The organism is Pseudomonas sp. SST3, from assembly GCF_003325755.1.
Window position 1 is genome coordinate 148,271 of the sequence record NZ_QORI02000003.1, and the last position, 21,343, is coordinate 169,613.

The following is a 21,343-nucleotide window of genomic DNA, read 5'->3' on the forward strand; positions in this document are numbered from 1 at the left end:
GGTTCACATAGGCAGGTGCCTACGAAACCAAAGCGCTGCAAAACCATGCCGCTCATACCTTTCACCCTTGCGGAAGCTCGATTTCTCTCTAAGATCCCTACCTGAACCTATTTCAGATAGGCGCGAGATGAGCAGGACATCAGAAAATTTCGTTGATGGTATCAGAAGCTGCTGCTCCAAGGACATCCTCGCCTACGTAGAGCAGCATCCTCCGCGTCGGCGGGCGCCGCACATCCGCGACTTTTTCATGCTTGCGCATGGACTCGATCCAGAATGGCACCGAAAACCGGTTGTCATTACAAATGCATGTCGTCAATTCCTGTCAAACCGACGTAATGCCACTTCTGAAAAGACCGGGAAAACTGTAAAAGAAGTAACTGTTATCTCTGATTACAGTGCGGTACACCTGTACTTAAACAAACTTCAAAAAGCAAAAAAGCTGCCGAGCAACACCCTTCTGCCGCCCATACCAGACTCGTCAGATGTATTCTCAGAAAAAGAATGCAACATCCTCGGATACTTGACACTAAAACATGCCATTGAAGCCGCATCAATGGATGATGCTTTGAACGACATCTCAGACCAAATCGAAAAGCACAGATCAGTGATTTTGACGCGTTGCCAAAGCATAGTCACTGAAGGATATACCAAGTTCAAGCAGACTAAGGACATGATCCTAAGTAGCGACCTGAACGCCATGCGACTGACAGATGACAATCTCGACCCTACACAGAAAGCATTCAGAAGTGGCCAGCGTATTAGTTTCTTTTCGAAAAGCCACCCAAAAGGCTTTATTAATACGGTAGCGTATCTGGCCGAAGAGCAGAACGGGCTGTATACACGTCGTTCTTTCCCTGGGGCTCATCATGTAAATTCATGGTCAGCTTATGAAGTCAGGCAGCACTTAGGAATAACCGACGAATTCGCGGTCGCCGCAATGTGCATCATCATTGATGAACTTGGCATAAACGTCTCTGACCTTGCCAATGCAAAAGTCAAAAAAACAAAAGAAGGACAGTTCGTAACCATCAGGGAAGATGGTGGAGTTACAATTACGACGCTCAAGCCCAGAGCTAATAAATTGATAGAGCGGCACGCTCCTAAAGCAGATCGAGATGGCGCAGAAACTCTGGATGCTAACACAGTTCTGTGCATGCTCCTGCAAATGCGCGAGCGACATGCCCAAGCACTGAAATCCAACTATTTATTCGTACTTGATGGATCGAGTAAAACTCGAGCTGGAGAGGAAGAGGTATACAGGATTTTGGACACCAGAAGGAAGCTCGCCTTCAAATCCATCATAGACTCCCTGCCAGAGTGGGTGGGCAAGGCAGAGCCATCAATGCCAAAAATCAGAGTCTCACGCGGGCTGTTGAAATGGATTGAAAGTGGTGGCGATACTCTCGAAACTACGATTTACCTGGGTAACTCTCTGCTGACAGCATTGAGAAACTATATCCCACCTTCGATTCAAGAGTTCGTTTACCGAAAGAGGCTCCGCGACCATCAAAACATCCAGTTACTCATCACGGCAGAGTTGACAGCGCCTGCCAGCGATGACAAAGGCTGGCCTTACGAGCGCGCCAAGAGCCAGTTAATTGAGGCTGTACAATATCTAAGGGCTATCAGCCAAAAATCAGAAACTAATAACCCAGAGCAAAAACTTACTTTCCTTTGCTCGCCAGAAGGCATCGAGCTTATCGTCTCCTACGCGAAACACGGGACAAAAGAAGAACTCATTTCAACCTGCAAAAAAATCATCACAAAGATCGAAGATGAAGGTAGCCGAAAGATGATCAAGCTACTTGCGGACACTCCTCCCAAGCTAATGAATTTCGATCTGCTTGAGGTGAACGCTCATGAATAATGAAAAAATAAAAAACCTCACGCCATCGGCAGCAGCTTCACAAACTGTACTCCCTAATTGGATTCACCCTTCCTCCTCGGAAATGGAATGGTACGTCCCTAAAACCGGCACAAAAGTCTCTGCATCTGATAAACCAAGCACTGCTAAATATGTAAAAATCAGCTTCGACTATGAGTTATTCGACGAGTCCTCCACAGCAGACCTCGTGTGGAATTTGTTTATCCGGGACTTACAGGCTTCAGCTATTGCCCTGGTCGAAAGCTCAAAGTCAAGACGCCCCCATGCTCTCGTCCACTTCGTGAGAACGGCTTTCGAAATTGCCGACCATGTTTATGAGGCGAGGCATCGCTCAGCCCAGGCTCCTAAGATCGTCACCTTGGCTGATATCACGCTGGAAGATATCAAAACCTTCCTGGAAGCTCACGACTTAACGCTCATGGGCATAAATATCGCCGAACTTCACTCAAAACTAGGCCCAGCATCTAGAGGTTTCGGTAACATTGTTCCTCTAATCTCAGAAATGCAGATCCCATCAATCACTAAAAAAATTATAATTCAAAAACTGAAAAGCAACACTGACAACTGCCGAGAGTTCGCCTGCACCTATACTGCAGATGAGGATAACAAAACAGACAACCTCAGCATATCCACAATTCAAAACAAGTGCACAAACTTAACCTACTTGCATGCCACCAAAGAGCATCAAGCCCACCGCTTCGAGGTGGGAGCACATTTAATTTCGGATGCACTTAATAGCGTCTCCGGGAGCTTTGTCGAAAAAAACCAAACTCCCTTAATGCCTGCAAACATAGCTTTCCACTACATTAGCAACGCGATTGTCTTCCATCGAGACTATGCTCCACACATTCGCAAGTACATCCAAAAGCTCGATGACTACTACAACAAGGAAATCATCGCAAAATATGCTGCAAGCACCATAAGATCAAATGTACACATCTTCAAGAAACAAACTTTTGAAGCCGTAGCAATCCCCAAGGCACTGCGACATCTCAATATCAAAACCTATGGTAAATGCGGCAGCACCAGAGGTGGAATAGATTGCAACTCGGTAATGCGCGACCACATCTCTACTGACGAGCTAATCGACTTCTACGCCATCACAACACGCATCCTTATTCACACTTTTTCGGCATGCCGAGCATTGAGTGCTGCCTTGCTTGATGCGAACTGTCTTACAGTTTCAAAGCTGGATGGCTTATGGGATTTAAAACTTAAGATCCCAAAAACCAGTGACAGCCATGAACTTGAAACGATCAAGCGCCCAATTCCTAAAGTCATTTGGGACTTCATTTACGAGTACATTGAGTTCATGGAGGGTCGCCACCCGAACATGACCTCCATCTGGCCCTCCGGTGCAAATAAAGGGAAAGACCGAAATGAGGTGACTCTCCGTAAAAAACTGGATCAATATTCTGATTGGATTCAAGTACCCAAAATAGGCGAAACCAGGTGGTATGCGCGCCCCCATCAGTTCAGGCGTTTCTTCGCTGCCTTTTTCTTCTACCTAAGCGGAAGCACTGAAATTGAGTCGTTGCGGTGGATGATGGGCCATATCGAACCTAGCGTGACGCTTTACTACGCCAATATCGCAAATCAGCCTGATTGGGAGCGAGACACACTAGAGTTCTTAACAGATTTCCTTGAGGGTCATGTTGGCAAAGACGTATTACTCGACGAAGATCTGGAGAAAGATTTTGCCGAGCGCGAGCTCGAAGTCAAACTTGGTGACCATACTTTGCTGTCTGAACATCTTCAAGAATTGGCAAGCCTTCGGGAAATAAAAATTCAAATCATCAACAATCAGAAAGTCTTTATTTACGCGAGCAAATAATATGAGCCGATATTCAAAGGGTGAAACCTCAGCAGCCAAGCTCCAGGAGAAGCAGGCCAAAACACAAAGCCTGCTGACTAAAGTCTTGCTGATAAGAAAAGCCATTGAAGATCATAAAAGACTGCCTTCTCTGGACGCACTTAAGAGCAAGAGGGGTATACCATTCAAGGCGGCACTCGCCTGGGAAGACACCGAGCTCGAAGTCACCTCCTGCTCTTACAATACATCGCGAGAACCCTACAACATCGAATACTCAGACCAGCTGGCAGCCGCTCTAGAGGCATATAACAATCAAACTCCCGCCACTGTACCGCCCCCACCTCAAAAGCGAATAACCCAGCGCTCACAGCAAGAAGAAATCTCAACTCTGAAAGGTCAAATCGACTATCTCACGAACACTTTGGCTGAAATGTATAGGGCGTATATGCAACTTACTGCGAGAGTGGACGAGCACACTCGCCAGGATCTCAGATATCAGCAGGTTCTAAGAAGCCACACTCAGGCACTTGATAGAGCCCGTCTCAGCTTGGTGAAGCCATGATACATGTAGCGAACGCTCCGCGCCTTGACTTCCTTTTCAATCACGGCCACACCACGCCACCGCCTCTTCCGATGCTATTTGATTCCCGTGGAAACTTTTGCTGGGAGCTCAATAGCTTTATTACAAGTTTTGGCGGCGGCGCCAATAGTTATGGGGCCCGCCCCGCAGTTAAAACAGTGTTTAGCTATGCTCACACTCTAAATGTCTTCCAGGAATACATAGAACTTCACAAATTAACTATTTTCGATGTCACTGACGAGACCCTGTACGATTTCGTCAGGCACAAACAAGACTCTAAAACGGCAAATTCAACCACTATCAAAAGAACCATAAGGCGCATACTAGCCCTGTTAGAGCACACACAAAATGAGAATAAATTCCATAACTTACTTACTACCAACCCTAGCGCGCACAACTTTCAAATAAACGCCACAGAAGATTACTATAGACTTAACAGACGAACACCACTACGATTTCTGACCCACCCATGCATAGATGAGCTAAAGGACACTCCGACTGAGCCGGTAAGCTTCATCCGAAACAATGAGATAAACGCATGGCACGATGCCGTTTATGAATACAGTTCCAACCAGTATATAATTGATAGATGGTACATTCTTGCCACTTTACTTGAACACACTGGCAGCCGCATAGAAGAGGTCATCAACATCCCAGCAAGCTCAATTATTAATGCATTCAAGAATAATGACCTCGTAAGGAACATCCCAGTTTTAAAAGGCAAGTACAAGGGATGCTTACGCCAAGTTAAAATACCCAAGGGAGAGCTTTTAGAAATTTACAAATTCATTATACTTACTCGAACTAAACATCCTCACAGCGAGCTTCACGACAAAATCTTCGTCAGTGAGGAAACTGGATACCCTTTGGCGCGAAGCACCTTCAACTCCTATTATAAGGCAGTTATCAACTCTTCAAAATACGCAGAGTTCCTTGAAGGCATTTCCTACCATAATTTTCGTCACCGCTACTTCACTATATTGGTCGCAACGAACATCAGTAAGCTTTCAAAAATGTCGAAGGCCAATATTCTAGATGTAGCAATGTCCATTGCTCGCAAGGACTCATATCACGCATCCAAGAGTACGCTCTCGACTTACATTCACCTCACACAAGATGCTGAGATACAAGACATCCTGAAAGCAGAACCAGATGCGTCCGCTACCCTCCAGTCTATCCAGAGCATTGTCGAAGCAAATGACGGTAGATCCACCGACGAAAAGCTCGCGGCGATACAGGCTCTATTCAAAACCAAGTCCCCTTAAGATACGACGGTTGCTATTCTCACCGGCGGTCTACCGAAGCCCGCTAGGGAGAACGTCTCATGAGGAGGTACAGATGTCTTGGATCAGAAGGCTATCGCTTCGGCTCTTCCCCGATAAACGCCCGGCATGGGTGCAGCAGCAGGAGCGAGATTTCATAGCCGCCGTAAACTCGCTCAAGACGCTCCATGTCCATGAGGGTGGAAGGATGTCCATTGATCCGGAAGAGATCCGCGAACAGGTTACCGATCCCGGTTGTCTGTCCCATCTGGAAATGAAACGTCTTTAGGGGCAGCCAGCCTCGGGCCGATGTGGCATTCTTATCAAGATCATCTAGCGCGTAGTGCCCGCGCGTTAAGTCTAGAGGGGAGAGTGACATGCAACGGACGCCTAGCCAGCTCCTCTGCCGATTGTTCGACTATGCGGAAGAGAGCCTGAAGGAGCTAGAGCCTTCTCGCTATCAGCTTTCAAGCCCGAAAAATGAGGTCTTCACGCCCGATTTTCTCTCAGTGCTTCCAGGGCTGCACTTCGATCAACAACTCCCAGGGGATAGTATCTGGCTTCAGATTGATCGCTTGGAGGAAACTCGCAGCCCCAGGCCTTCTGAAGGGGAATATCACGAGCTTATTAAGCTCAGCGAAAATCCAAGAAAAGCACCGGCCATCAACGAGCAAGCGCTGCTTCAGCGTATTAGCGAGCGCAAAGATAGCGATCCCGAAGAAGACCTGCGCAGGTTGAGAAGCTAGTCCGTGATGCTGCTGGAGCAGCTCTTGCGGAGTACCTTGTGCAGTGGGATTTGTGGGCTGAGGTTGAGAAGCCCCGTCGCAAGACTATCGACCTGTACGGCGATCTCTTTGCGCTCATGCAAGAGATGGAGACAGGTAAGGCTGCCCGCGAGTTGGTATGGGGGGTTGGTGTTAGTACGTGGATGCTCACTATCGACCAAGGCCCTCAACCTTTTCACTACCCTTTGCTGACTCAAGCCACCGACATTAGTCTCAATGAGTCAACGATGGCTCTTGAGGTGCGTCCGCGTGCCACGCATCCGCAGATCGAATTCGATGCGATGGTCAATGCGGGCATACCTGGCGCGAGTAAATGTGAGAAATCCATTCGAGACCATCTGACACTTAACGCGGATTCACCTATGAATCCGTTTATGCCCTCCAGCTTCTCTGATGTGCTGAAGCTTGCCGCTCGTAATTTGGATAGTCGCGGTCAGTACATCCAGTGCATGGCCTCTGGCCAAGCTATTCCCGAGGCAGGCGAGGTTTTTCAGGTCACTGACACTTGGGTCATGTTCTCCCGGCCAAAGCCAAGTAATTGGCTGATCAACGATTTACGTAGGATTCGTGAAAATCTCCAAGTCTGTGCAGAAATACCAATAGGCCCTCTGGCACTCGTCACTCCGCCGTCCCCTTTCGCTGTGGACTGTGAGAGTGTGATCTTTCGGGGGTTGTCTAGCCGAAGCACGGGTGGATCCACGGTCGAACCTAAAGAGCTCTATTTTCCGCTTCCCTATAACGATGAACAGGTGACCATCGTTCAGCGCCTTGAGCATTCAGCTGGCGTAGCCGTTCAGGGCCCTCCTGGAACTGGGAAGACGCACACTATCGCAAATATCATCTGTCACTACCTAGCAACAGGTAAGCGGGTTCTGGTGACCTCGCGCGGTGAGCAAGCATTGAAGGTCTTGCAGGCCAAAATCCCAGCAGAAGTACGACCGTTAACGGTGGCGCTACTCACTAACGACCGCGAAGGCATTCGACAATTTCAAGGATCCATAGAGGCGATCCAGCACCAGGTCTCGCAAATCTCCCCCGCCTTGGCGCGCGCAGAAATTCAACGTCTGCACCAGTCAATAGACCTTGCACATTCCGAGCTCGTACGCCTCGATCGTCGAGTCAATGAGATTGCGCTCGAACAGCTGACCGAGATCCAAGTAGATGGCGTCCGGTATCGAGCGGAGCAGCTTGCTAACTTGTTGATGGAAAGTGGAAGCGAATATCACTGGTTTGATGATGAGCTCTCACTAGCCGACGAGCACGCTGCGCCTTTTGATGCTGAAATCGGGAAAGCCCTCCGCGAGGCTCGCCGAGAACTTGGTGATGACCTTGTATACGTGACTGCAAGCATTCCTGATTCTACGCAGCTGCCAACTATTGAAGAGCTCGGAAAACTACACGCTTCACTCTGCCAACTGAAAGCTCTTGATCAAACTTTTGATCAAGGTGGCATCCTTGCTTTGAGATCGAACGACGATACGGTGTTAGCTGCCGCAAGGGCATTGGACGCTGAGCTTGATACATGCCTGGAAGGGCTTGTTGCGCTTCACGAAGGTGGCGAGAGCGAAGTGGCATGGTCATCTCAATTACGAACGAAGATATTCAGCAAGCGCTTCGACAGTGAGGTGGCAGTGCTGACCAGTATGCTTGTCGGTGCCCAGCAACTGGTGCAACGTCGTAAGGAGCTGCTGGAAAACAGTGTTGAGTTTCCCCAGGCCGGGTTAGATTGCGAGAAGACTGCGACAGCAATCGGACGGGCAGCAAAATCTGGCAAGCCGTTTGGCCTGATGAGCTTTGGAGCGTCTGAAGCCAAAGCAAACATCAGTCTGATAAGAATAAACGGTTCTGCGCCCAAAACTGCGGAGCATTGGGGCGTTGTCTCGGAATACCTTCAGCTCCATCAAGATGTGAAGACCTTTACATCTCGTTGGAATCCGGTTGCAGAGCTGCTGGATATTCCGAAACTTCAAGGCGGTATCGCTCATCTCCGCCACCTTGAGTTGACTATCACCACTGTGCAGATTGCTATCGAGCTGTGTAGCCGATTGAACGACCGTGTCATGGGGCTCTGCAGCCACGTTTTCAAGGATGAGCCACCACACTTACATCAGATGAAACTGCCCGAGTTAAAGGCGTTTCGTGATCAAGTGCGCCACCATCTGATGCGTTTGGATTTGAATATGGCCATGTCATCGCTGGCGATACTCCAAGCTAAGATAGCGAACCATGGCGGGCCGATCACTGCGAAATTCCGCACCTTCATTCAGGCGCAGCTGGGTAATGTGGAGCAGGAAACTCAGCAACTAGTCACTTCGTACAGCGACCTTCTTGCTGAGCTGCATCGCATCGAAGGGTTGGCTGATTTATCTAACCAAGTTCGTGCCGGCGCAGAGCAGTTGAGGATGGCTGGCGGCGAGAAAATAGCACAAAGAGTGCTGACCGAAACCGTGCCAGATGGCGGGGAAGATACCGCTATGCCGTCTTCGTGGAAGGAGGCTTGGCAGCATGCGCGAATCCGATCTCACTTAGAAACTATTGAGGCCCGTCATGAGCTCGTAGCGCTCAATGCCAAACGTAGCGATTTGGAGTCGGGGCTAGCGAGGATGTATCGGGACGTAGTTAGCCGTGCTGCTTGGTTGTCGACCAAAAGTAACGCGAGTCCGATGGTACTTCAGGCATTGGCTGGTTACTCGACTGCAGTGCGCAAGATTGGTCAAGGTACAGGGCCGAATGCCGAAAGGTATCGTCGGGACGCTCAGCAGTGCATGCAGGACGCGGCTGGTGCCGTACCGTGCTGGATCATGAGTCACGCCAAAGTATCCGAATCGATGCCCGCAGATATTGGTGCTTTCGATTTGGTGATCGTCGATGAGGCGAGCCAATCTGATCTATGGGCTCTTCCTGCCATCGTCCGGGCCAAAAAGGTACTGGTGGTTGGGGATGACAAACAAGTATCCCCAGACGGCGGGTTTAAATCGAGCAAGCGTATCGGGGAGCTTCGTAGTCGCTACTTAAGCGATCAACCCTATGGCGCTGATATGACGCCGGACAAGTCCCTGTATGACTTGGCGGCAAGAGTATTTGCCGGTCAGATGGTCATGCTACGTGAGCACTTCCGATGTGTGCCCCCAATCATCACCTACTCCAATCGGTTCTATAACGGGGCGATCCAGCCCCTGCGAATTCCTCGCCCGTCCGAGAGGCTTGAACCGCCGCTGGTAGACATCTATGTGAAAGATGGGGTTCGCAACAAAAAAGGATGCAATGCGCTCGAAGCGCAGGCTATTGCTGAAGAAATTCAGGCTTTGATCAGCGACGAGAAATACGCAAATCGAACAATCGGTGTGGTAACCCTGCTCGGTGGCATGGAGCAAGCGAAGCACATCGACACACTCGTGCGCGAACGTTGTTCGGCCACCGAGCTCCATGCCCGTGAGTTTTTATGTGGAGACGCGGGTACGTTTCAGGGGAGCGAACGCGACATCATCTTCATCTCTCTGGTAGCGGATCAAGAGAACTGCCATCCGTTGTCGGGTGTTGGCGCGGAGCAACGATTCAACGTGGCAGCGAGCCGCGCACGTGACCGCATGTATCTGGTGCGGTCTGTGACATTAGAGCATTTGTCGCCTAAAGACCTTCGGTGCACATTGCTGGAGTACTTCAGCAAGCCTCTCATCGATCAACAGGTTGAACCGGACGGATTGATAAAGCTTTGTGAGTCTGGTTTTGAAGAGCAGGTATTTAGCCGACTTGTCGAGCGCGGTTTCCGCGTTATCCCTCAAGTGAAGAGCGGTGCGTTTCGTCTCGATATGGTGGTAGAGGGCGCTAACGATAATAGGTTGGCTATCGAGTGCGATGGTGACGCCTTCCATGGGCCGGATCGTTGGGAAGCAGATATGAATCGTCAGCGAATCCTCGAGCGCGCAGGATGGACGTTCTGGCGATGCTTCGCTTCGTCCTGGAGCATGCATAAGGAAGAAATATTTGACGAGTTGCTCCAGCGCTTGGCGGAGCTTGGTATTGAACCCACCGGTGCATTGGACAAGCTGCCTGCGTTGGTAGAACTGCGTACTTGGACAGAGTCGAGTCTTGATGGCGCCGATAGTGGCGAGCTTGATGAGCAACATTTTAATGATCCGTCAGGGCAGCGAGTCGGCAACAGCGGGGTATCCAATGCTTGACGGAGACAAACTCTGAGCAATCACGACCGTGAGCAAAAGGAATTTACCCGGCATGAGCCGGATGAGACCGAGTTATGCAAGTGAGGCGAATTCCATGTCTGACGTTGTGGTGAGGCTTGGTCAGGCTCTTCTGAACCGGCAGGGCCTGGACGTGTTTGGCGAACGGCCAGTGACAAGCCGGCAGCCACCATCGCAAGGGAGGCGACAAGCTCGAAAGAGAAGTGTCTATGCCCGATCCCCAGCTCGATGACCTAGCCTCGCACACCAATAATTTCATCCCAGCGTGTGGTGTACCGCTGGCTTAGCATTTCCCGACGCATAGCCCAAACTGGCGTCGCAGGCACTCGCCCAATACGCACAGTATCTCTTCCTTCTCTCCGGTTAATCTGGTCAATAACTGCCATCAGCCGCTCGGCACCATCGCGTGGTTTGGGTGCAAATAGATCCGGTGTCAGCTCGCCGCGTTGACTTAAATTCATGAGCAAGATGGAACACTTGGAGAATAGGTAGCCGGGACGGTAGATCTGCCCTAAGCCCCGCTGGGCCATAGCCAAAATTTCGCGGGTATCGTCTGTTGGGGTGGGTAGGGCCAAGGTGATGGCATCAGCGTAACGTGGCCCATTGCGATCAGCCAGCTGGGTCTGGAGCCCTACTTGGATAGTGCTACACAGCGAGTTCTGGGCGCGCAGCTTTTCGGCTGCTCGAGCCACGTAGGCAGCTAGTGCTTCCCGAATCGGCGGCAAATCTTTCTGACGCGCTCCAAACATCTTGCTCGAGCAGATGGCTTCCTTAGGCGGGGGGCCGTCATTGAAGCCAATACAGCTCACACCACGAAGTTCACGCGCCGTGCGCTCCATGGTCACACCGAAGGACTTTCGCAATGTGCCGATATCGAACTGAGCCAGTTCCCAAGCGGTAGAAATGTTCAGAGCTGATAGCTTGGCAGCCGAGCGGTGCCCCACGCCCCACACCTCTGACACCGGCGCCAACCGGAGCAATTTCTCTTGACGGACAGGGTCGGTCAGATCGAGCACTCCACCAGTGGCCTTCCATTTCTTCGCTGCCCAATTCGCGAGCTTGGCCAAGGTCTTGGTGGTGCTGATGCCTACTCCGACCGGCATCCCAATTTCATGGGCTAGACGGTTGCGAATGCTTCGGCCTAGCTCAGCTGGATCGGCAACTCCGGTCATGTCGCCCCAAGCCTCATCGATAGAGTAAACCTCAATGCCTGGCAGCATCTCAGCCATCACACGCATTACCCGATTGCTGATGTCTGCATAGAGGGTGTAGTTACTGGAGCGTGCCACCACTCCTTGTCGGCGCATCTGCTCGCGCACTTGGTAGTAGGGGGCACCCATGCCAATACCAAGCTCCTTGGCTTCGGCTGTGCGAGCAATTACGCAGCCGTCATTGTTGGATAGCACTACGACTGGCTTACGTTTGAGTTCCGGCTGACAGATGCGCTCACAGCTGCAGTAAAACGAGTTGCAATCTATAAGCGCGAATACTCTCGGCGGTACGCTCATATCGCCACACGACTCACCACCCAGGTCACGACACCCCAAACCTCGATGATCTCTTCGCCGTCCAGCTGCACGTCCGGGACGATAGGATCGGCTGCCTTCAGCCAGCGGCCCCCCAACAAGTCACGCTGAACAAGGCGCACGCGGTAGTCTCCAGCAAGGTCTACCACCACCAGCCTTTCGTCCAGGTGAGTGGCCGCACGGTTCACGATCAGCCGATCACCACGGAATATGCCGAAGCCGACCAAACTATCGTCCAGCACTTGCACAGCCCAAACGTGGGGCGCCCCCAGGCCGGTGAGGAGGTCGAGAGAAAGCCCATCCTCCTTTTCGTCTTCGGCGGGTGACTGAAAGCCAGTGATACGCAGACCGTTGGCCACATCGGTGAGAAGACGCTCGCGCAGACGTTCGCACCGGGCCAGTATCGAAAGAGATGACATCGCAACATCCAAAGAATACTGTATATGTAAACAGTATTCGCGAAGCGTTGTGAGAGGTCAATCAGGGTGGACAAGCGGCTGGATCTACAACGGGTCTCCACCTAGGACAGCGGCACCTATGTCGCCTTCGCAGCCCGCTTCCGCGCTGGGACTCCATTCCAGGCGAGCCTGCTGAGCAACCAAATCAACGATCAATCGCCGATCTAAACACCCCATCGCTTGCCCGGCCACCGCAAGCATTTCGGTTTCTGTCCAGTTTTGCACCACGTAGTCGAATACCTGCGCTTCGAGATCCTCTCCCTCGGTGTGATGCAAGATCGAGGCATAGGCTTCGATGCAGCGGGAGCTGGCTGTATCACAACGGATCTCTACTGCGTTGATACCTGGGGCTTGGTATCCCTTCGTAGTTTCCCAGCCCCCCCAAATCAGCAGGATCCCGTCTTGATGCTCAACCTTCAGCGGAGGACGTGTGACGGAGTGAAAGGATTCGGCAGTTATCGGCGCTGCGTACCAGAGCGTGGCGGAAGCAGAGAGCAGAGAGGAAGCGAGGGCAATCGCGATGTATGGGAGATACCGCATCTTCGAACTCCATTCGAGAGGGAATGCCTTCCTGGCGAGCAGAGTCTAGAACATAAGGCAGCGTTAGCAGTGTGAGGTAATAAGCATGTGCGGAGGCGTAGAGGCCCGTGAGGCCGATAAGGTCTGGAAGATCTATTTTCCCAATCCGAAGGCAGCCATGCCGGTGCTGCTTGAGGAAAGCGGCCAGCTCGATTGGATTCATTGGGGACGGAGAAAGGAGGAGCCAGGAACCGGCCCACAGGGCGGCTGGGCAAAGCTCAGCACCGTGCAATCTGGCGGCTGGGAGAAATACAGACCCCGCCGTGGGTTCGGCATGGTACAGAGGTATATGGAGAAGGAAGGTCGGCCGGGAGAGAAGAATCGGACATCGCACTGGTTCGATGTGCCGGCGGGATACGCGCTAGAGTGCCTGGTCATTGGCGAAGGGGAGCAGCGAAGGGTATATGTCGTGACTACGACGCCACCTGCCGAATATGAGTGGATCCATGATCGATGGCCACTGCTGACGGTGCTGAGCGGTGCTACTTTCAGCTGAGTTGTGCTACCTCGTTAGCTATCGTTTGCGCTGCATTGTCTGATGGAAATGCTTAAGGCGGGATTCATGATGGTTAGATCAGCGCTAGAGATAGAGATAGAGCTCAGAAAGGCAGCAACAGATCTATTTGCCGGTGATGAGCAAAGCGCGACTGACTGGCTAAACAAACCTGCCAAGGCGCTGAATGGCCGCAAGCCCATGAATATGACAAATAACCATGCAGAGCTTCGTTTAGTCCTAGATCTAATAGGACGGCTCCAGGATGGTGTGTTTACCTAAGTTCAGGGCTACGCCTTGCTGGAATGTACCTTTTCGAGTGCATCGTCACTGGGGTTCTGCCACGGTTGCTAAGACAAGCTGACGGCCATAATTTTCGAGCTGTGTATTAGATAGGCGACTGTCGGCCGGAAGCAGACGCTTGACGCGATAGACATTGCCCCCCGATGTGGCTGAAAGCACCCGACGGTGGAGAAACCATCTAAAAAGTGTGCGAATTACGTCCGTATATCAAGCATGGTTGCTAGGGGTGGCTGAGACCCGATTTGATTGTGACTGACTCGCCGCCAACAGCTGAAAAAGTCCGGCAGCGGCACGATATACGTCAGACAAGTACTCGCATTCGCAAATTTTTACGTAGGGGCGATGGTGATAATCATATTTGAGCTCTGGAACGCAGCCAACTAGTTTCGCTACCCCGCGTGCGGCGTCGTTCAGAGCTTGCTGATCGCTGTAGGCAGCGCCGGGGGCCATATCCTCACCAGATGTGGCTGTCATGACGGCGTATGCGCCCTCTTGGCCAACGACACGGAGATACACAGTTCCGTTATGAATAACTATATAATGCTCTTCAGCCTCAATGTAAGCCTTGCTTGATCTTCGAATGTCGAAGTCGTCGTATTGAAGACTGTCACTCATTGTGCTCTTCTCCGAGTTTTTTTGATGACGCGCTGATTAAAGATGCTAACGGATAATTCCAAAGACGCACTTATTATCTCTGTCTATTCGCTGTCAGCTATAAGGAATGAGGGCTGAGCCAGAAGACTATAAAGCAGGCCATCTATATATTTCTATAGCTAACAGACTTCCATTCAATTGCACCAAACTCTTCCTCAAGAGCATCGACTAGTCTTTCAAAAGTCCATATATTATCTTTTTCGCCAACTTTCCCGGTGGCACAGTAAGCTGTCAGCTTATGGCAGTTGTCTATTAAGAGGTCGTATTTTCGACCTGCACCCTCCATTTCCTTTGCTCGCTTACTAATTTCAGTCCTGCGAATCGGCTTTCCATTTCTACAGGCTACAAATAAGTTAATTCCCGAGCGCAACGGCGACGAGCTCATGAAATCATGCAGCGAGACTCTTTTTATTTGTCCCGTGCCGTCCTTTTCAATTATTCTACGCCTCCCAATATAGATCCCTGAGTGATCAGCAATACCTCCCATAAGATCACATGCAACAATACATCCTGGCGTAAGGAGTGGCTGCCTGCCTGCAACTTCATCTACAAAAGCTCTAAATCCACTACGACATTGACTATCTTTGGCTTTAAATAGCTTATACAAACTATAGGGCGTCGACCTGTTTGTTATTTGCGTCGAACTGATTCCGGAAGATAATAGAAACTTGATGATACCTGTCAATTGCTCGGCCTCTCCTAGCCTCTGGTTACACCGCAACGTCATGCTATTTATTTCTTGCCACTAATTAAAGGGCAAGAATAGCTGTCCATATAAGAGATTCTGCACAGCTATCCGTCTAGTAATCTGTAAGAACCGATCCATTTAGCTCCTCACGTAGCGTTCGCCATTGCGGCAAATGGCGATCCAGCAACCCGGTAAAATGCTCGTTGTGATGGCGTTCCAGCAGATGCGTCAGCTCGTGCACCAGGATGTATTCCAGACACTGCACAGGCTTCTTAGCCAGCTCTAGATTGAGCCAGATACGGCGGGCTTCGATGTTGCAGGTGCCCCATTTGGTCTTCATCCGCTTGATGCCCCACGTGCGCACTTCAACCCCTAGCTTCGCCTGCCATTTTTCCAGTAACTCCGGCAGCAGGCGCCTCAGCTCTGCACGGTAGAAGTCGTGCAGAACCTTTGTGCGACGCTCTGTACTGGTATTGGGGCGAGCAAACAGATCCATGGTGGCTTTGCCGCGCAGGGCGATGCGCAGCGCACCTGTAGTTTCGTGAACGCGCAGGCGATAGCGCTGCCCCAGGAAGTAATGGCTTTCGCCACTGACCATGCGCCGTTGGGATTGCCTGGGCTGGGCTTGGAATTTTGCCCGCTGCCGCTTGATCCATCCCAGCTTACCCACCACGGCCAGACGTACAGCTTCGTCATCTACGGCCAGTGGAGCTGCCACGCGTATGCGCCCTTGCGGCGGGTACACACCCAAGTGCAGGTTTTTGATCGGCTTGCGGACGACCTCTACTGTCAAACCGCTTACCGTAATGTTGCGCGACTCAGTATTCATGCTGATGCTTGACCAGTTCCAGCAAGGCATCCAGCCGCTCGTTGTCCTGCCCTGCAGAACTGTCACCCGAGGCCCCAGCGGCGTCCTTACCCCACTGATCCAGCACATGCTTGATCGCCAGACGTACGCGCTTGATCTTCATGGCATTGCTACGCCAGTCATCCTGCCGGCTATCCAGCACGGCAGGCGATTGACCCGGCAGATAGCCTGAAACAGACCGTGGTCGCGCATTTGTTTATCTATATACAAGTAGGTAGCGGACGGCGCGTCGAAACCGGTCAGCAGCTTGTCCACCACGATAAGCAGGCGCATCTGCCCCGGCTCTTTGATAAAGCGCTGCTTAACCTCTTTCTCGAAAGTTTCCGGGTCTTTGTCGCCCAGCATCTGATTGTAAATTTCATACTGGCGCAGCTTCTCGGTCAGCCCTTGGCCGGTTGCTTCGCCTTTGATGTCAGCGGGAGATGGCTTATAGCTGGTGACGATGGCGCATTTATCACCCATACCCAGTTTGCTGAAGAGCTCATAGCACTTGCAGGCCTCGAAGATGCTGCTTGTCACCAGCATTGCGTTGCCTCGGCCATCGGCTAAGCGCGGCTTGATGGCCATATCCAGCATGATATCGGCGACGATCTTCTCAAGCCGCGACTGGCTCGACAGCACCTTCTGCATGGTGCCCCAGCGCTGTTTAAGCTGAGCCTTGGCCAGATCATTCAACGCCTTGGTTTCGGCATCGAACCACTGATCAATCTTCTTCTGGGAGGTGATGTTCTGGTCAATGTCGCGAGCCTCGTAGCGCAGGTCTAGCACCACGCCATCAGCCACGGCTTCGTTGAATTTGTAGGTGTGAATGTAGCGGCCAAACACCTCGATGCTCTTCTGCTTGTCGGCCTTGAGCAGTGGCGTACCGGTAAAGCCGATAAACACCGCATTGGGCAGAATCATCTTCATGGCTTTGTGCAGCTCGCCGGACTGAGTGCGGTGAGGGGGTCGTAGTAAGAGCGCCCTCCAGCCTGCTGGCTGATGCCTGCGATCACTTGGATTAGCTCCTCAGGGCAAGGCCTTGTCCCCTCATAAGAGCCATCAGCTTCAAGCGTTTGAAGGAGCATCTCCAGCAGCATTGGTCTTAGCGAGTCTTCCTCAGCTAATCCGCGTGCAATCGTACGGAAATACTCATGATGGGCGGCTAGCGAGCCGGTCTCCAGCGTGTAGATCCCTAGCTTTTTGCGGAGTGCATCGCCAAGCAACTGTGAGGTCTCGCCGACTTGCCAGGCAACACGGTCAAAGAATCTGTCATCAAACGACTCTGGCACTTCTTCCTTAGCTGCTGCGCCTTGCGGAAAGCATCGAACTTCGGCTGATTCTTGTATGCCGTATCGGTGAGAGTAGCGGCGTAGAAGTTCTGCTGTGCGTATAGCGGTGCTTTCTCGGGGAAGGCCTTGGCCTGGTACCTTTCAAAGCCTACGCCACGTTCGGAAGCGCGGAGCAGATTGAGCGCCGTGAGCTGGTTGAAGCACTAGTAAATCGAGTCTGGTCACCTGAGCGCCTGAAAGAGTATCTACCTAATTCCGCTGGCACCGTCTGATGACTTTAATCCGAAGTGATGGAGCCGGGTACATGACGAAGTCGGCCTATCATGCTGGAAGCAACAAGGAAGCAAATAGATGAGCACTGTTACGGTCGGCCAAATCGAAAAAAAAACACAGCAACGCTTGGTCGCGCTTTTCCAGCAACAGCTAGGCTATGCCTACTTGGGCGACTGGGCCGAGCGCCCAAACAACGCCAATATCGAGGCAGAGCAGCTGCGAGGCTGGTTGTTTGAGCAAGGCATTGAGGCCCATCTGGCCAGCCGGGCAATTTTTGAGTTGCACAAAGTCGCGAATGACGCCGGGAAGGGGCTATACGACCGCAACAAGGCGGTTTACGAGCTGCTGCGCTATGGAGTGAAGATCAAGCCGGAAGTAGGTGAGAACACACTGACCGTATGGTTGATCGATTGGAAAAATCCCGAACTCAGACGCCTTGAAGTCGCCACCTGTTGATGGGGTAAGTCTTCAGGCTTTTGATTCAGTAGTTTCTGACCTGTCAGGTGGTGCCGAGGCATGGGATCCAGAGCTTGGCGTTAGGGATCCATTTGGTCGGTTCAGATACGGTGTAGCCTCGAAAGGGAAAGGTGAGTGGCCGTTCATACAGCACATGCTCGCGTGTATGCGCCCAGACCACGGCTTGGCAATTGCAGTTGTAGATCAGGCCGCACTGCTGCGAGCGGGTAAAGATGCTGAAATCAGACGGGGCATCATTCAGGCCAATCTACTGGACGCTGTGATTTATCTCCCGCCAAAACTTTATCGCAGTGACGTACGTCCGCTCGCGATCCTTGTCTTCAAGTCGTCACGACAAAGCCTCTCGGTACTGCTTGTAGATGGCAGCAAGCTCTACACATCTGAAAAAAGCCTCAACACGCTCACGCAAGCAGGTATCCGACAGATCCAGGAGCAGTACTCGCGACGTGAACCTGTTGACGGCACTGCTGTGCTTCTGAGTATCGCTGAGCTTGAAAGCAATGGCTTCGCGCTAAACCTAGGGCGATATTTCTCAGCCCGTGCTGATGAAGGACTACATGATCTCGACGCCCTGAGCCGTGAGCATGAGCACATCAAGCGCGAGCTCTGGGATGTAGGTGCACAGATAGACGAATTGCTCGGCAGACTAGCTGGGTAGGCCGCCCTATGAAAAGCCAGCGAAAGATGGCCATGCTCGCCGCCGCGATGCTCGAAGACTTCCCTGAGATCATCTCTGGTTATGTTGTTGATGCGCGTATCGAGTCCCTCCATCTGAAGGGCAATGTGTTCAAGGCATTCGGCTATCGGAATGGCGAATTTCTGGTCAGCACAGAAATTATGCAGATCATGCTCTTTTCGCCAGATCGTTGGATGCTCAAAACTCGTGACGATGAGTTCTTCGTCATCGCATCCTTTGCACGCGGTGGTCGTCAGTCCATAGAAAACCTTGCTGAAAAATTTGAGGCAGCTTGGCTATCCCATTCGTTATGGCATGTTCACTAAGTGAAACGACTATGAGCGAGCTCGATTCATTGACGAACCTGTTCAACGGGGGCGGAGAGGTCATGACAGGTTCCCCAATGACCGACGAGCAGGCGCTCAATTTCATGCGCGACCTACGCCTGAACACCGAGTACTGCTTGGTCAGAGATTGGATCTGGATTGACCTTAATGTAACGCCGGCGCAGCTTGCAGAGCTGGGAAAAACACGCCGCCAGCCTGCGGTAATCTTCGCTCATAGCGTGATATACGATTCTGCGAAGTGCTGGGACGTTGGCAACCTTGTCCGAACTTCGCCGCTGCATGAGTTCCGCAATGGCTTCCTATTTCAGACGTTGAACTCGGTTTATGTGCTCCTTGGTGACGGCCTGAGGAAGAGGGCGGCAGTCGATACGGTTGGCCAAATCGACGGGAGCACAAGCGTTACAGCATCGGGGCTATCGGCCTCAACCGCTGAGACGCATCTACATACCCAAAAGCAATGGCAAGAAGCGTCCGCTGGGGATTCCAACGATGCGGGATCGTGCGATGCAGGCGCTGTGGAAACTGGCACTTGAGCCGGTTGCCGAAACGCGTGCAGATCCCAACTCCTATGGATTTCGGCGGCAGCGATCCACTGCCGATGCAATCGCACACTGCTTCAATGCACTGGCGAAACGTGGTTCGGCGCATTGGGTGCTTGAAGGTGACATTCGAGGCTGCTTCGACAATATCAGTCACGATTGGCTGCTCACCAACGTACCCATGGATAAGGTGGTTCTGCGCAAATGGCTTCGAGCGGGGTATGTCGATCAGGGAGCCTTGTTCGCAACGGAGGCAGGAACCCCGCAAGGGGGGATCATCTCTCCGGTACTTGCGAATTGGACGCTGGATGGCCTGGAAGATGTCGTCTATGCAAGCGTGGCTTCGACAGCGCGCAAGCGTAAGCCATTCAAGATACACGTCGTACGATATGCCGATGACTTCATCATCACAGGGGCCACGAAAGCTGTTTTGCAACATCAGGTTCGTCCTGCAATTGAGGCGTTCCTGAAAGAGCGAGGCTTGGAACTCTCTGATGAAAAGACTCAGATAACGCATATCTCGCAAGGCTTCGATTTTCTGGGCCAGAACGTACGCAAGTACGCCGGCAAGCTACTCATCACTCCGGCTCGCAAGAGTGTGAAGGCATTGCTGGATAAGGTGCGGGAAATCGCGAACGCAAACAAGACGGCGACTCAAGCTAACTTGATCTTGACCCTGAACCCGGTGATCCGAGGATGGGCCATGTATCATCGCCATGTTGTCGCCGCCAAGCGTTTCGCATGGATCGACCATCAGATTTGGCAAGTGTTATGGCGCTGGGCAGTTCGCCGGCACGCCATGAAAAGTGCCCATTGGGTAAAACAACGCTACTTTCGTGTCGTGGGTCAACGGCACTGGGTTTTCGCCACCCAGGAGAAAGCGCGTGGCATGAGTCAACCCGCTTGGCTGTATGCCGCCGCCAGTGTTTCGATCGTGCGGCATATCAAAATATGCAGTGCAGCGAACCCGTTCGATCCGGCATGGACGTTTTACCTTGAGCGCCGAAGAGCGCATCGTCAGGTTACCCAGTCTCACTCAGGCTGCTGGAAGGCTTGAGCCGTATGAGGGGTGACTCTCAAGTACGGTTCTTAGGGGAGGCAGGAGTGGTAACACTCCTGCTTTACCCGACTGAAGGCGCACATCGGCGTGGATGATGAGTCGGGGCTGGTACACAGCGTGGTAGGCACGGCAGCCAACGTGGCGGATATCACCCAGGTCGACAAACTGCTGCACGGTGACGAGAACGTCGTCTGCGCGGATGCCGGCTACACCGGCGTCGAAAAGCGCCCCGAACATGCTGGCCACGAAGTGATCTGGCAGGTCGCAGCACGCCGCAGCACCTACAAGAAGCTCGATAAGCGCAGTGCCCTGTACAAAGCCAAGCGCAAGATCGAGAAGGCCAAGGCACAAGTGCGAGCGAAGGTCGAGCATCCGTTTCGAGTGATCAAGCGCCAGTTCGGTTACGTGAAGGTGCGCTTCCGTGGCCTGGCCAAGAACACCGCTCAGCTGGTGACGCTGTTCGCGCTGTCGAACCTATGGATGGCGCGCCGACATTTGCTGACTACCGCAGGAGAGGTGCGCCTGTAATGCGGAAAATGGCTGCTGCGAGGTGCTCGCGGCGGCCAAAAACGGAGAACTGAGCGGGTTACCTGGTCGATTTTGATCG

22 protein-coding genes and 2 pseudogenes are annotated in these 21,343 nt (G+C 52.1%); 15 read left to right on the forward strand and 9 right to left on the reverse strand.

What is annotated here, in order from left to right:
* Positions 1 to 127 precede the first annotated feature (127 nt).
* The 7 genes from DQ405_RS04330 to DQ405_RS04360 all read left to right on the forward strand — a co-directional run bounded on the left by DQ405_RS04330 (position 128) and on the right by DQ405_RS04360 (position 10,506).
* Positions 128 to 1,867: a hypothetical protein gene (locus tag DQ405_RS04330; protein WP_168423105.1), complete on the forward strand. Its 1,740-nt coding sequence runs from the start codon at positions 128 to 130 to the stop codon at positions 1,865 to 1,867.
* Positions 1,860 to 3,719 (forward strand): hypothetical protein, encoded by a 1,860-nt coding sequence (locus DQ405_RS04335; RefSeq protein WP_168423106.1) that lies wholly within the window; start codon positions 1,860 to 1,862, stop codon positions 3,717 to 3,719. The genes DQ405_RS04330 and DQ405_RS04335 overlap by 8 nt, the downstream gene beginning before the upstream one ends.
* Position 3,720: 1 nt before the next feature.
* Entirely contained in the window at positions 3,721 to 4,260 is a 540-nt protein-coding gene (locus DQ405_RS04340) for a hypothetical protein (protein WP_168423107.1), read from the forward strand.
* Complete coding sequence (locus tag DQ405_RS04345) at positions 4,257 to 5,543, forward strand: tyrosine-type recombinase/integrase (protein ID WP_168423108.1); 1,287 nt, start codon at positions 4,257 to 4,259, stop codon at positions 5,541 to 5,543. The genes DQ405_RS04340 and DQ405_RS04345 overlap by 4 nt, the downstream gene beginning before the upstream one ends.
* A 73-nt stretch (positions 5,544 to 5,616) precedes the next feature.
* Positions 5,617 to 5,829, forward strand: coding sequence for a hypothetical protein (locus DQ405_RS04350; RefSeq protein WP_168423109.1), 213 nt, complete (start codon positions 5,617 to 5,619; stop codon positions 5,827 to 5,829).
* A gap of 88 nt (positions 5,830 to 5,917) precedes the next feature.
* The gene (locus DQ405_RS04355; RefSeq protein WP_168423110.1) at positions 5,918 to 6,286 is read left to right on the forward strand and encodes a hypothetical protein; all 369 of its coding nucleotides are present in this window, start codon (positions 5,918 to 5,920) and stop codon (positions 6,284 to 6,286) included.
* Positions 6,287 to 6,324: 38 nt separating this feature from the next.
* Positions 6,325 to 10,506 carry an AAA domain-containing protein gene (locus DQ405_RS04360; protein ID WP_168423111.1) on the forward strand — a complete coding sequence of 1,394 codons (4,182 nt, stop codon included), beginning with the start codon at positions 6,325 to 6,327 and terminating at the stop codon, positions 10,504 to 10,506.
* Positions 10,507 to 10,757: 251 nt separating this feature from the next.
* On the opposite strand, the gene umuC is transcribed toward DQ405_RS04360, so the two are convergent.
* From umuC to DQ405_RS04375, 3 genes are all read right to left on the reverse strand, one after another.
* Positions 10,758 to 12,032, reverse strand: a complete 1,275-nt coding sequence (gene umuC / locus DQ405_RS04365; RefSeq protein WP_168423112.1) for a translesion error-prone DNA polymerase V subunit UmuC — start codon at positions 12,030 to 12,032, stop codon at positions 10,758 to 10,760.
* Positions 12,029 to 12,469, reverse strand: coding sequence for a LexA family protein (locus DQ405_RS04370; RefSeq protein ID WP_041014175.1), 441 nt, complete (start codon positions 12,467 to 12,469; stop codon positions 12,029 to 12,031). The genes umuC and DQ405_RS04370 overlap by 4 nt, the downstream gene beginning before the upstream one ends.
* Positions 12,470 to 12,553: 84 nt before the next feature.
* Positions 12,554 to 13,048 carry a hypothetical protein gene (locus DQ405_RS04375; RefSeq protein WP_052462855.1) on the reverse strand — a complete coding sequence of 165 codons (495 nt, stop codon included), beginning with the start codon at positions 13,046 to 13,048 and terminating at the stop codon, positions 12,554 to 12,556.
* 85 nt (positions 13,049 to 13,133) lie between these two features.
* On the opposite strand from DQ405_RS04375, the gene DQ405_RS27170 reads away from it, so the two are divergent.
* Together DQ405_RS27170 and DQ405_RS04390 are read left to right on the forward strand one after the other, a co-directional pair.
* A complete protein-coding gene (locus DQ405_RS27170) occupies positions 13,134 to 13,583 on the forward strand; it encodes a hypothetical protein (RefSeq protein WP_041014174.1) in 450 nt (149 codons plus the stop codon).
* 42 nt (positions 13,584 to 13,625) lie between these two features.
* On the forward strand, positions 13,626 to 13,862 hold the full coding sequence (locus DQ405_RS04390; RefSeq protein WP_238144094.1) for an antitoxin Xre/MbcA/ParS toxin-binding domain-containing protein: 237 nt from the start codon (positions 13,626 to 13,628) through the stop codon (positions 13,860 to 13,862).
* 228 nt (positions 13,863 to 14,090) lie between these two features.
* Here the strand turns inward: DQ405_RS04390 and DQ405_RS04395 are convergent, their stop codons facing one another.
* The 6 genes and pseudogenes from DQ405_RS04395 to DQ405_RS28440 form a co-directional block, all read right to left on the reverse strand.
* Positions 14,091 to 14,498, reverse strand: a complete 408-nt coding sequence (locus DQ405_RS04395) for a hypothetical protein (protein WP_041014173.1) — start codon at positions 14,496 to 14,498, stop codon at positions 14,091 to 14,093.
* Between the two features lie 142 nt (positions 14,499 to 14,640).
* Entirely contained in the window at positions 14,641 to 15,222 is a 582-nt protein-coding gene (locus DQ405_RS04400; protein WP_158525229.1) for a lecithin retinol acyltransferase family protein, read from the reverse strand.
* Between the two features lie 115 nt (positions 15,223 to 15,337).
* Entirely contained in the window at positions 15,338 to 16,054 is a 717-nt protein-coding gene (locus tag DQ405_RS04405) for a M48 family metallopeptidase (protein WP_041014172.1), read from the reverse strand.
* On the reverse strand, positions 16,044 to 16,196 hold the full coding sequence (locus DQ405_RS04410) for a hypothetical protein (protein ID WP_158525228.1): 153 nt from the start codon (positions 16,194 to 16,196) through the stop codon (positions 16,044 to 16,046). The genes DQ405_RS04405 and DQ405_RS04410 overlap by 11 nt, the downstream gene beginning before the upstream one ends.
* A complete protein-coding gene (locus tag DQ405_RS28435; protein WP_414718132.1) occupies positions 16,193 to 16,723 on the reverse strand; it encodes a type I restriction enzyme subunit R domain-containing protein in 531 nt (176 codons plus the stop codon). Before DQ405_RS28435 ends, DQ405_RS04410 begins: the two co-directional genes overlap by 4 nt.
* Before the next feature lie 45 nt (positions 16,724 to 16,768).
* Positions 16,769 to 17,023: pseudogene (locus DQ405_RS28440) on the reverse strand (hypothetical protein); the annotation flags it as partial.
* Between the two features lie 692 nt (positions 17,024 to 17,715).
* On the opposite strand from DQ405_RS28440, the gene DQ405_RS04420 reads away from it, so the two are divergent.
* The 6 genes and pseudogenes from DQ405_RS04420 to DQ405_RS04445 form a co-directional block, all read left to right on the forward strand.
* Positions 17,716 to 18,093 carry a type I restriction endonuclease gene (locus tag DQ405_RS04420; protein WP_041014169.1) on the forward strand — a complete coding sequence of 126 codons (378 nt, stop codon included), beginning with the start codon at positions 17,716 to 17,718 and terminating at the stop codon, positions 18,091 to 18,093.
* A complete protein-coding gene (locus tag DQ405_RS04425; RefSeq protein WP_158525227.1) occupies positions 18,074 to 18,772 on the forward strand; it encodes an N-6 DNA methylase in 699 nt (232 codons plus the stop codon). Before DQ405_RS04420 ends, DQ405_RS04425 begins: the two co-directional genes overlap by 20 nt.
* Positions 18,773 to 18,780: 8 nt before the next feature.
* Positions 18,781 to 19,116, forward strand: coding sequence for a hypothetical protein (locus DQ405_RS04430; protein ID WP_041014167.1), 336 nt, complete (start codon positions 18,781 to 18,783; stop codon positions 19,114 to 19,116).
* A gap of 11 nt (positions 19,117 to 19,127) precedes the next feature.
* A complete protein-coding gene (locus DQ405_RS28445; protein ID WP_238144098.1) occupies positions 19,128 to 19,670 on the forward strand; it encodes a DUF6957 family protein in 543 nt (180 codons plus the stop codon).
* Complete coding sequence (gene ltrA / locus DQ405_RS04440) at positions 19,582 to 20,733, forward strand: group II intron reverse transcriptase/maturase (protein WP_278420693.1); 1,152 nt, start codon at positions 19,582 to 19,584, stop codon at positions 20,731 to 20,733. Before DQ405_RS28445 ends, ltrA begins: the two co-directional genes overlap by 89 nt.
* Before the next feature lie 72 nt (positions 20,734 to 20,805).
* Positions 20,806 to 21,264: pseudogene (locus DQ405_RS04445) on the forward strand (IS5 family transposase); the annotation flags it as partial.
* Positions 21,265 to 21,343 lie beyond the last annotated feature (79 nt).

Excerpts from the sequence above, each read along its gene's own strand:
- DQ405_RS04390 (WP_238144094.1), top strand. The coding sequence starts at position 13,626 with ATGGAAATGCTTAAGGCGGGATTCATGATGGTTAGATCAGCGCTAGAG.
- DQ405_RS04340 (WP_168423107.1), top strand. The coding sequence starts at position 3,721 with ATGAGCCGATATTCAAAGGGTGAAACCTCAGCAGCCAAGCTCCAGGAG.
- DQ405_RS04420 (WP_041014169.1), top strand. The coding sequence starts at position 17,716 with ATGAGCACTGTTACGGTCGGCCAAATCGAAAAAAAAACACAGCAACGC.
- DQ405_RS28435 (WP_414718132.1), bottom strand. The coding sequence starts at position 16,723 with ATGCAGAAGGTGCTGTCGAGCCAGTCGCGGCTTGAGAAGATCGTCGCC.
- DQ405_RS28445 (WP_238144098.1), top strand. The coding sequence starts at position 19,128 with ATGAGCGAGCTCGATTCATTGACGAACCTGTTCAACGGGGGCGGAGAG.
- DQ405_RS04370 (WP_041014175.1), bottom strand. The coding sequence starts at position 12,469 with ATGTCATCTCTTTCGATACTGGCCCGGTGCGAACGTCTGCGCGAGCGT.
- DQ405_RS04355 (WP_168423110.1), top strand. The coding sequence starts at position 5,918 with ATGCAACGGACGCCTAGCCAGCTCCTCTGCCGATTGTTCGACTATGCG.
- DQ405_RS04345 (WP_168423108.1), top strand. The coding sequence starts at position 4,257 with ATGATACATGTAGCGAACGCTCCGCGCCTTGACTTCCTTTTCAATCAC.
- DQ405_RS04330 (WP_168423105.1), top strand. The coding sequence starts at position 128 with ATGAGCAGGACATCAGAAAATTTCGTTGATGGTATCAGAAGCTGCTGC.
- DQ405_RS04395 (WP_041014173.1), bottom strand. The coding sequence starts at position 14,498 with ATGAGTGACAGTCTTCAATACGACGACTTCGACATTCGAAGATCAAGC.
- DQ405_RS04335 (WP_168423106.1), top strand. The coding sequence starts at position 1,860 with ATGAATAATGAAAAAATAAAAAACCTCACGCCATCGGCAGCAGCTTCA.
- DQ405_RS04410 (WP_158525228.1), bottom strand. The coding sequence starts at position 16,196 with ATGAAGATCAAGCGCGTACGTCTGGCGATCAAGCATGTGCTGGATCAG.
- DQ405_RS27170 (WP_041014174.1), top strand. The coding sequence starts at position 13,134 with ATGTGCGGAGGCGTAGAGGCCCGTGAGGCCGATAAGGTCTGGAAGATC.
- DQ405_RS04375 (WP_052462855.1), bottom strand. The coding sequence starts at position 13,048 with ATGCGGTATCTCCCATACATCGCGATTGCCCTCGCTTCCTCTCTGCTC.
- DQ405_RS04405 (WP_041014172.1), bottom strand. The coding sequence starts at position 16,054 with ATGAATACTGAGTCGCGCAACATTACGGTAAGCGGTTTGACAGTAGAG.
- DQ405_RS04350 (WP_168423109.1), top strand. The coding sequence starts at position 5,617 with ATGTCTTGGATCAGAAGGCTATCGCTTCGGCTCTTCCCCGATAAACGC.
- DQ405_RS04430 (WP_041014167.1), top strand. The coding sequence starts at position 18,781 with ATGAAAAGCCAGCGAAAGATGGCCATGCTCGCCGCCGCGATGCTCGAA.
- umuC (WP_168423112.1), bottom strand. The coding sequence starts at position 12,032 with ATGAGCGTACCGCCGAGAGTATTCGCGCTTATAGATTGCAACTCGTTT.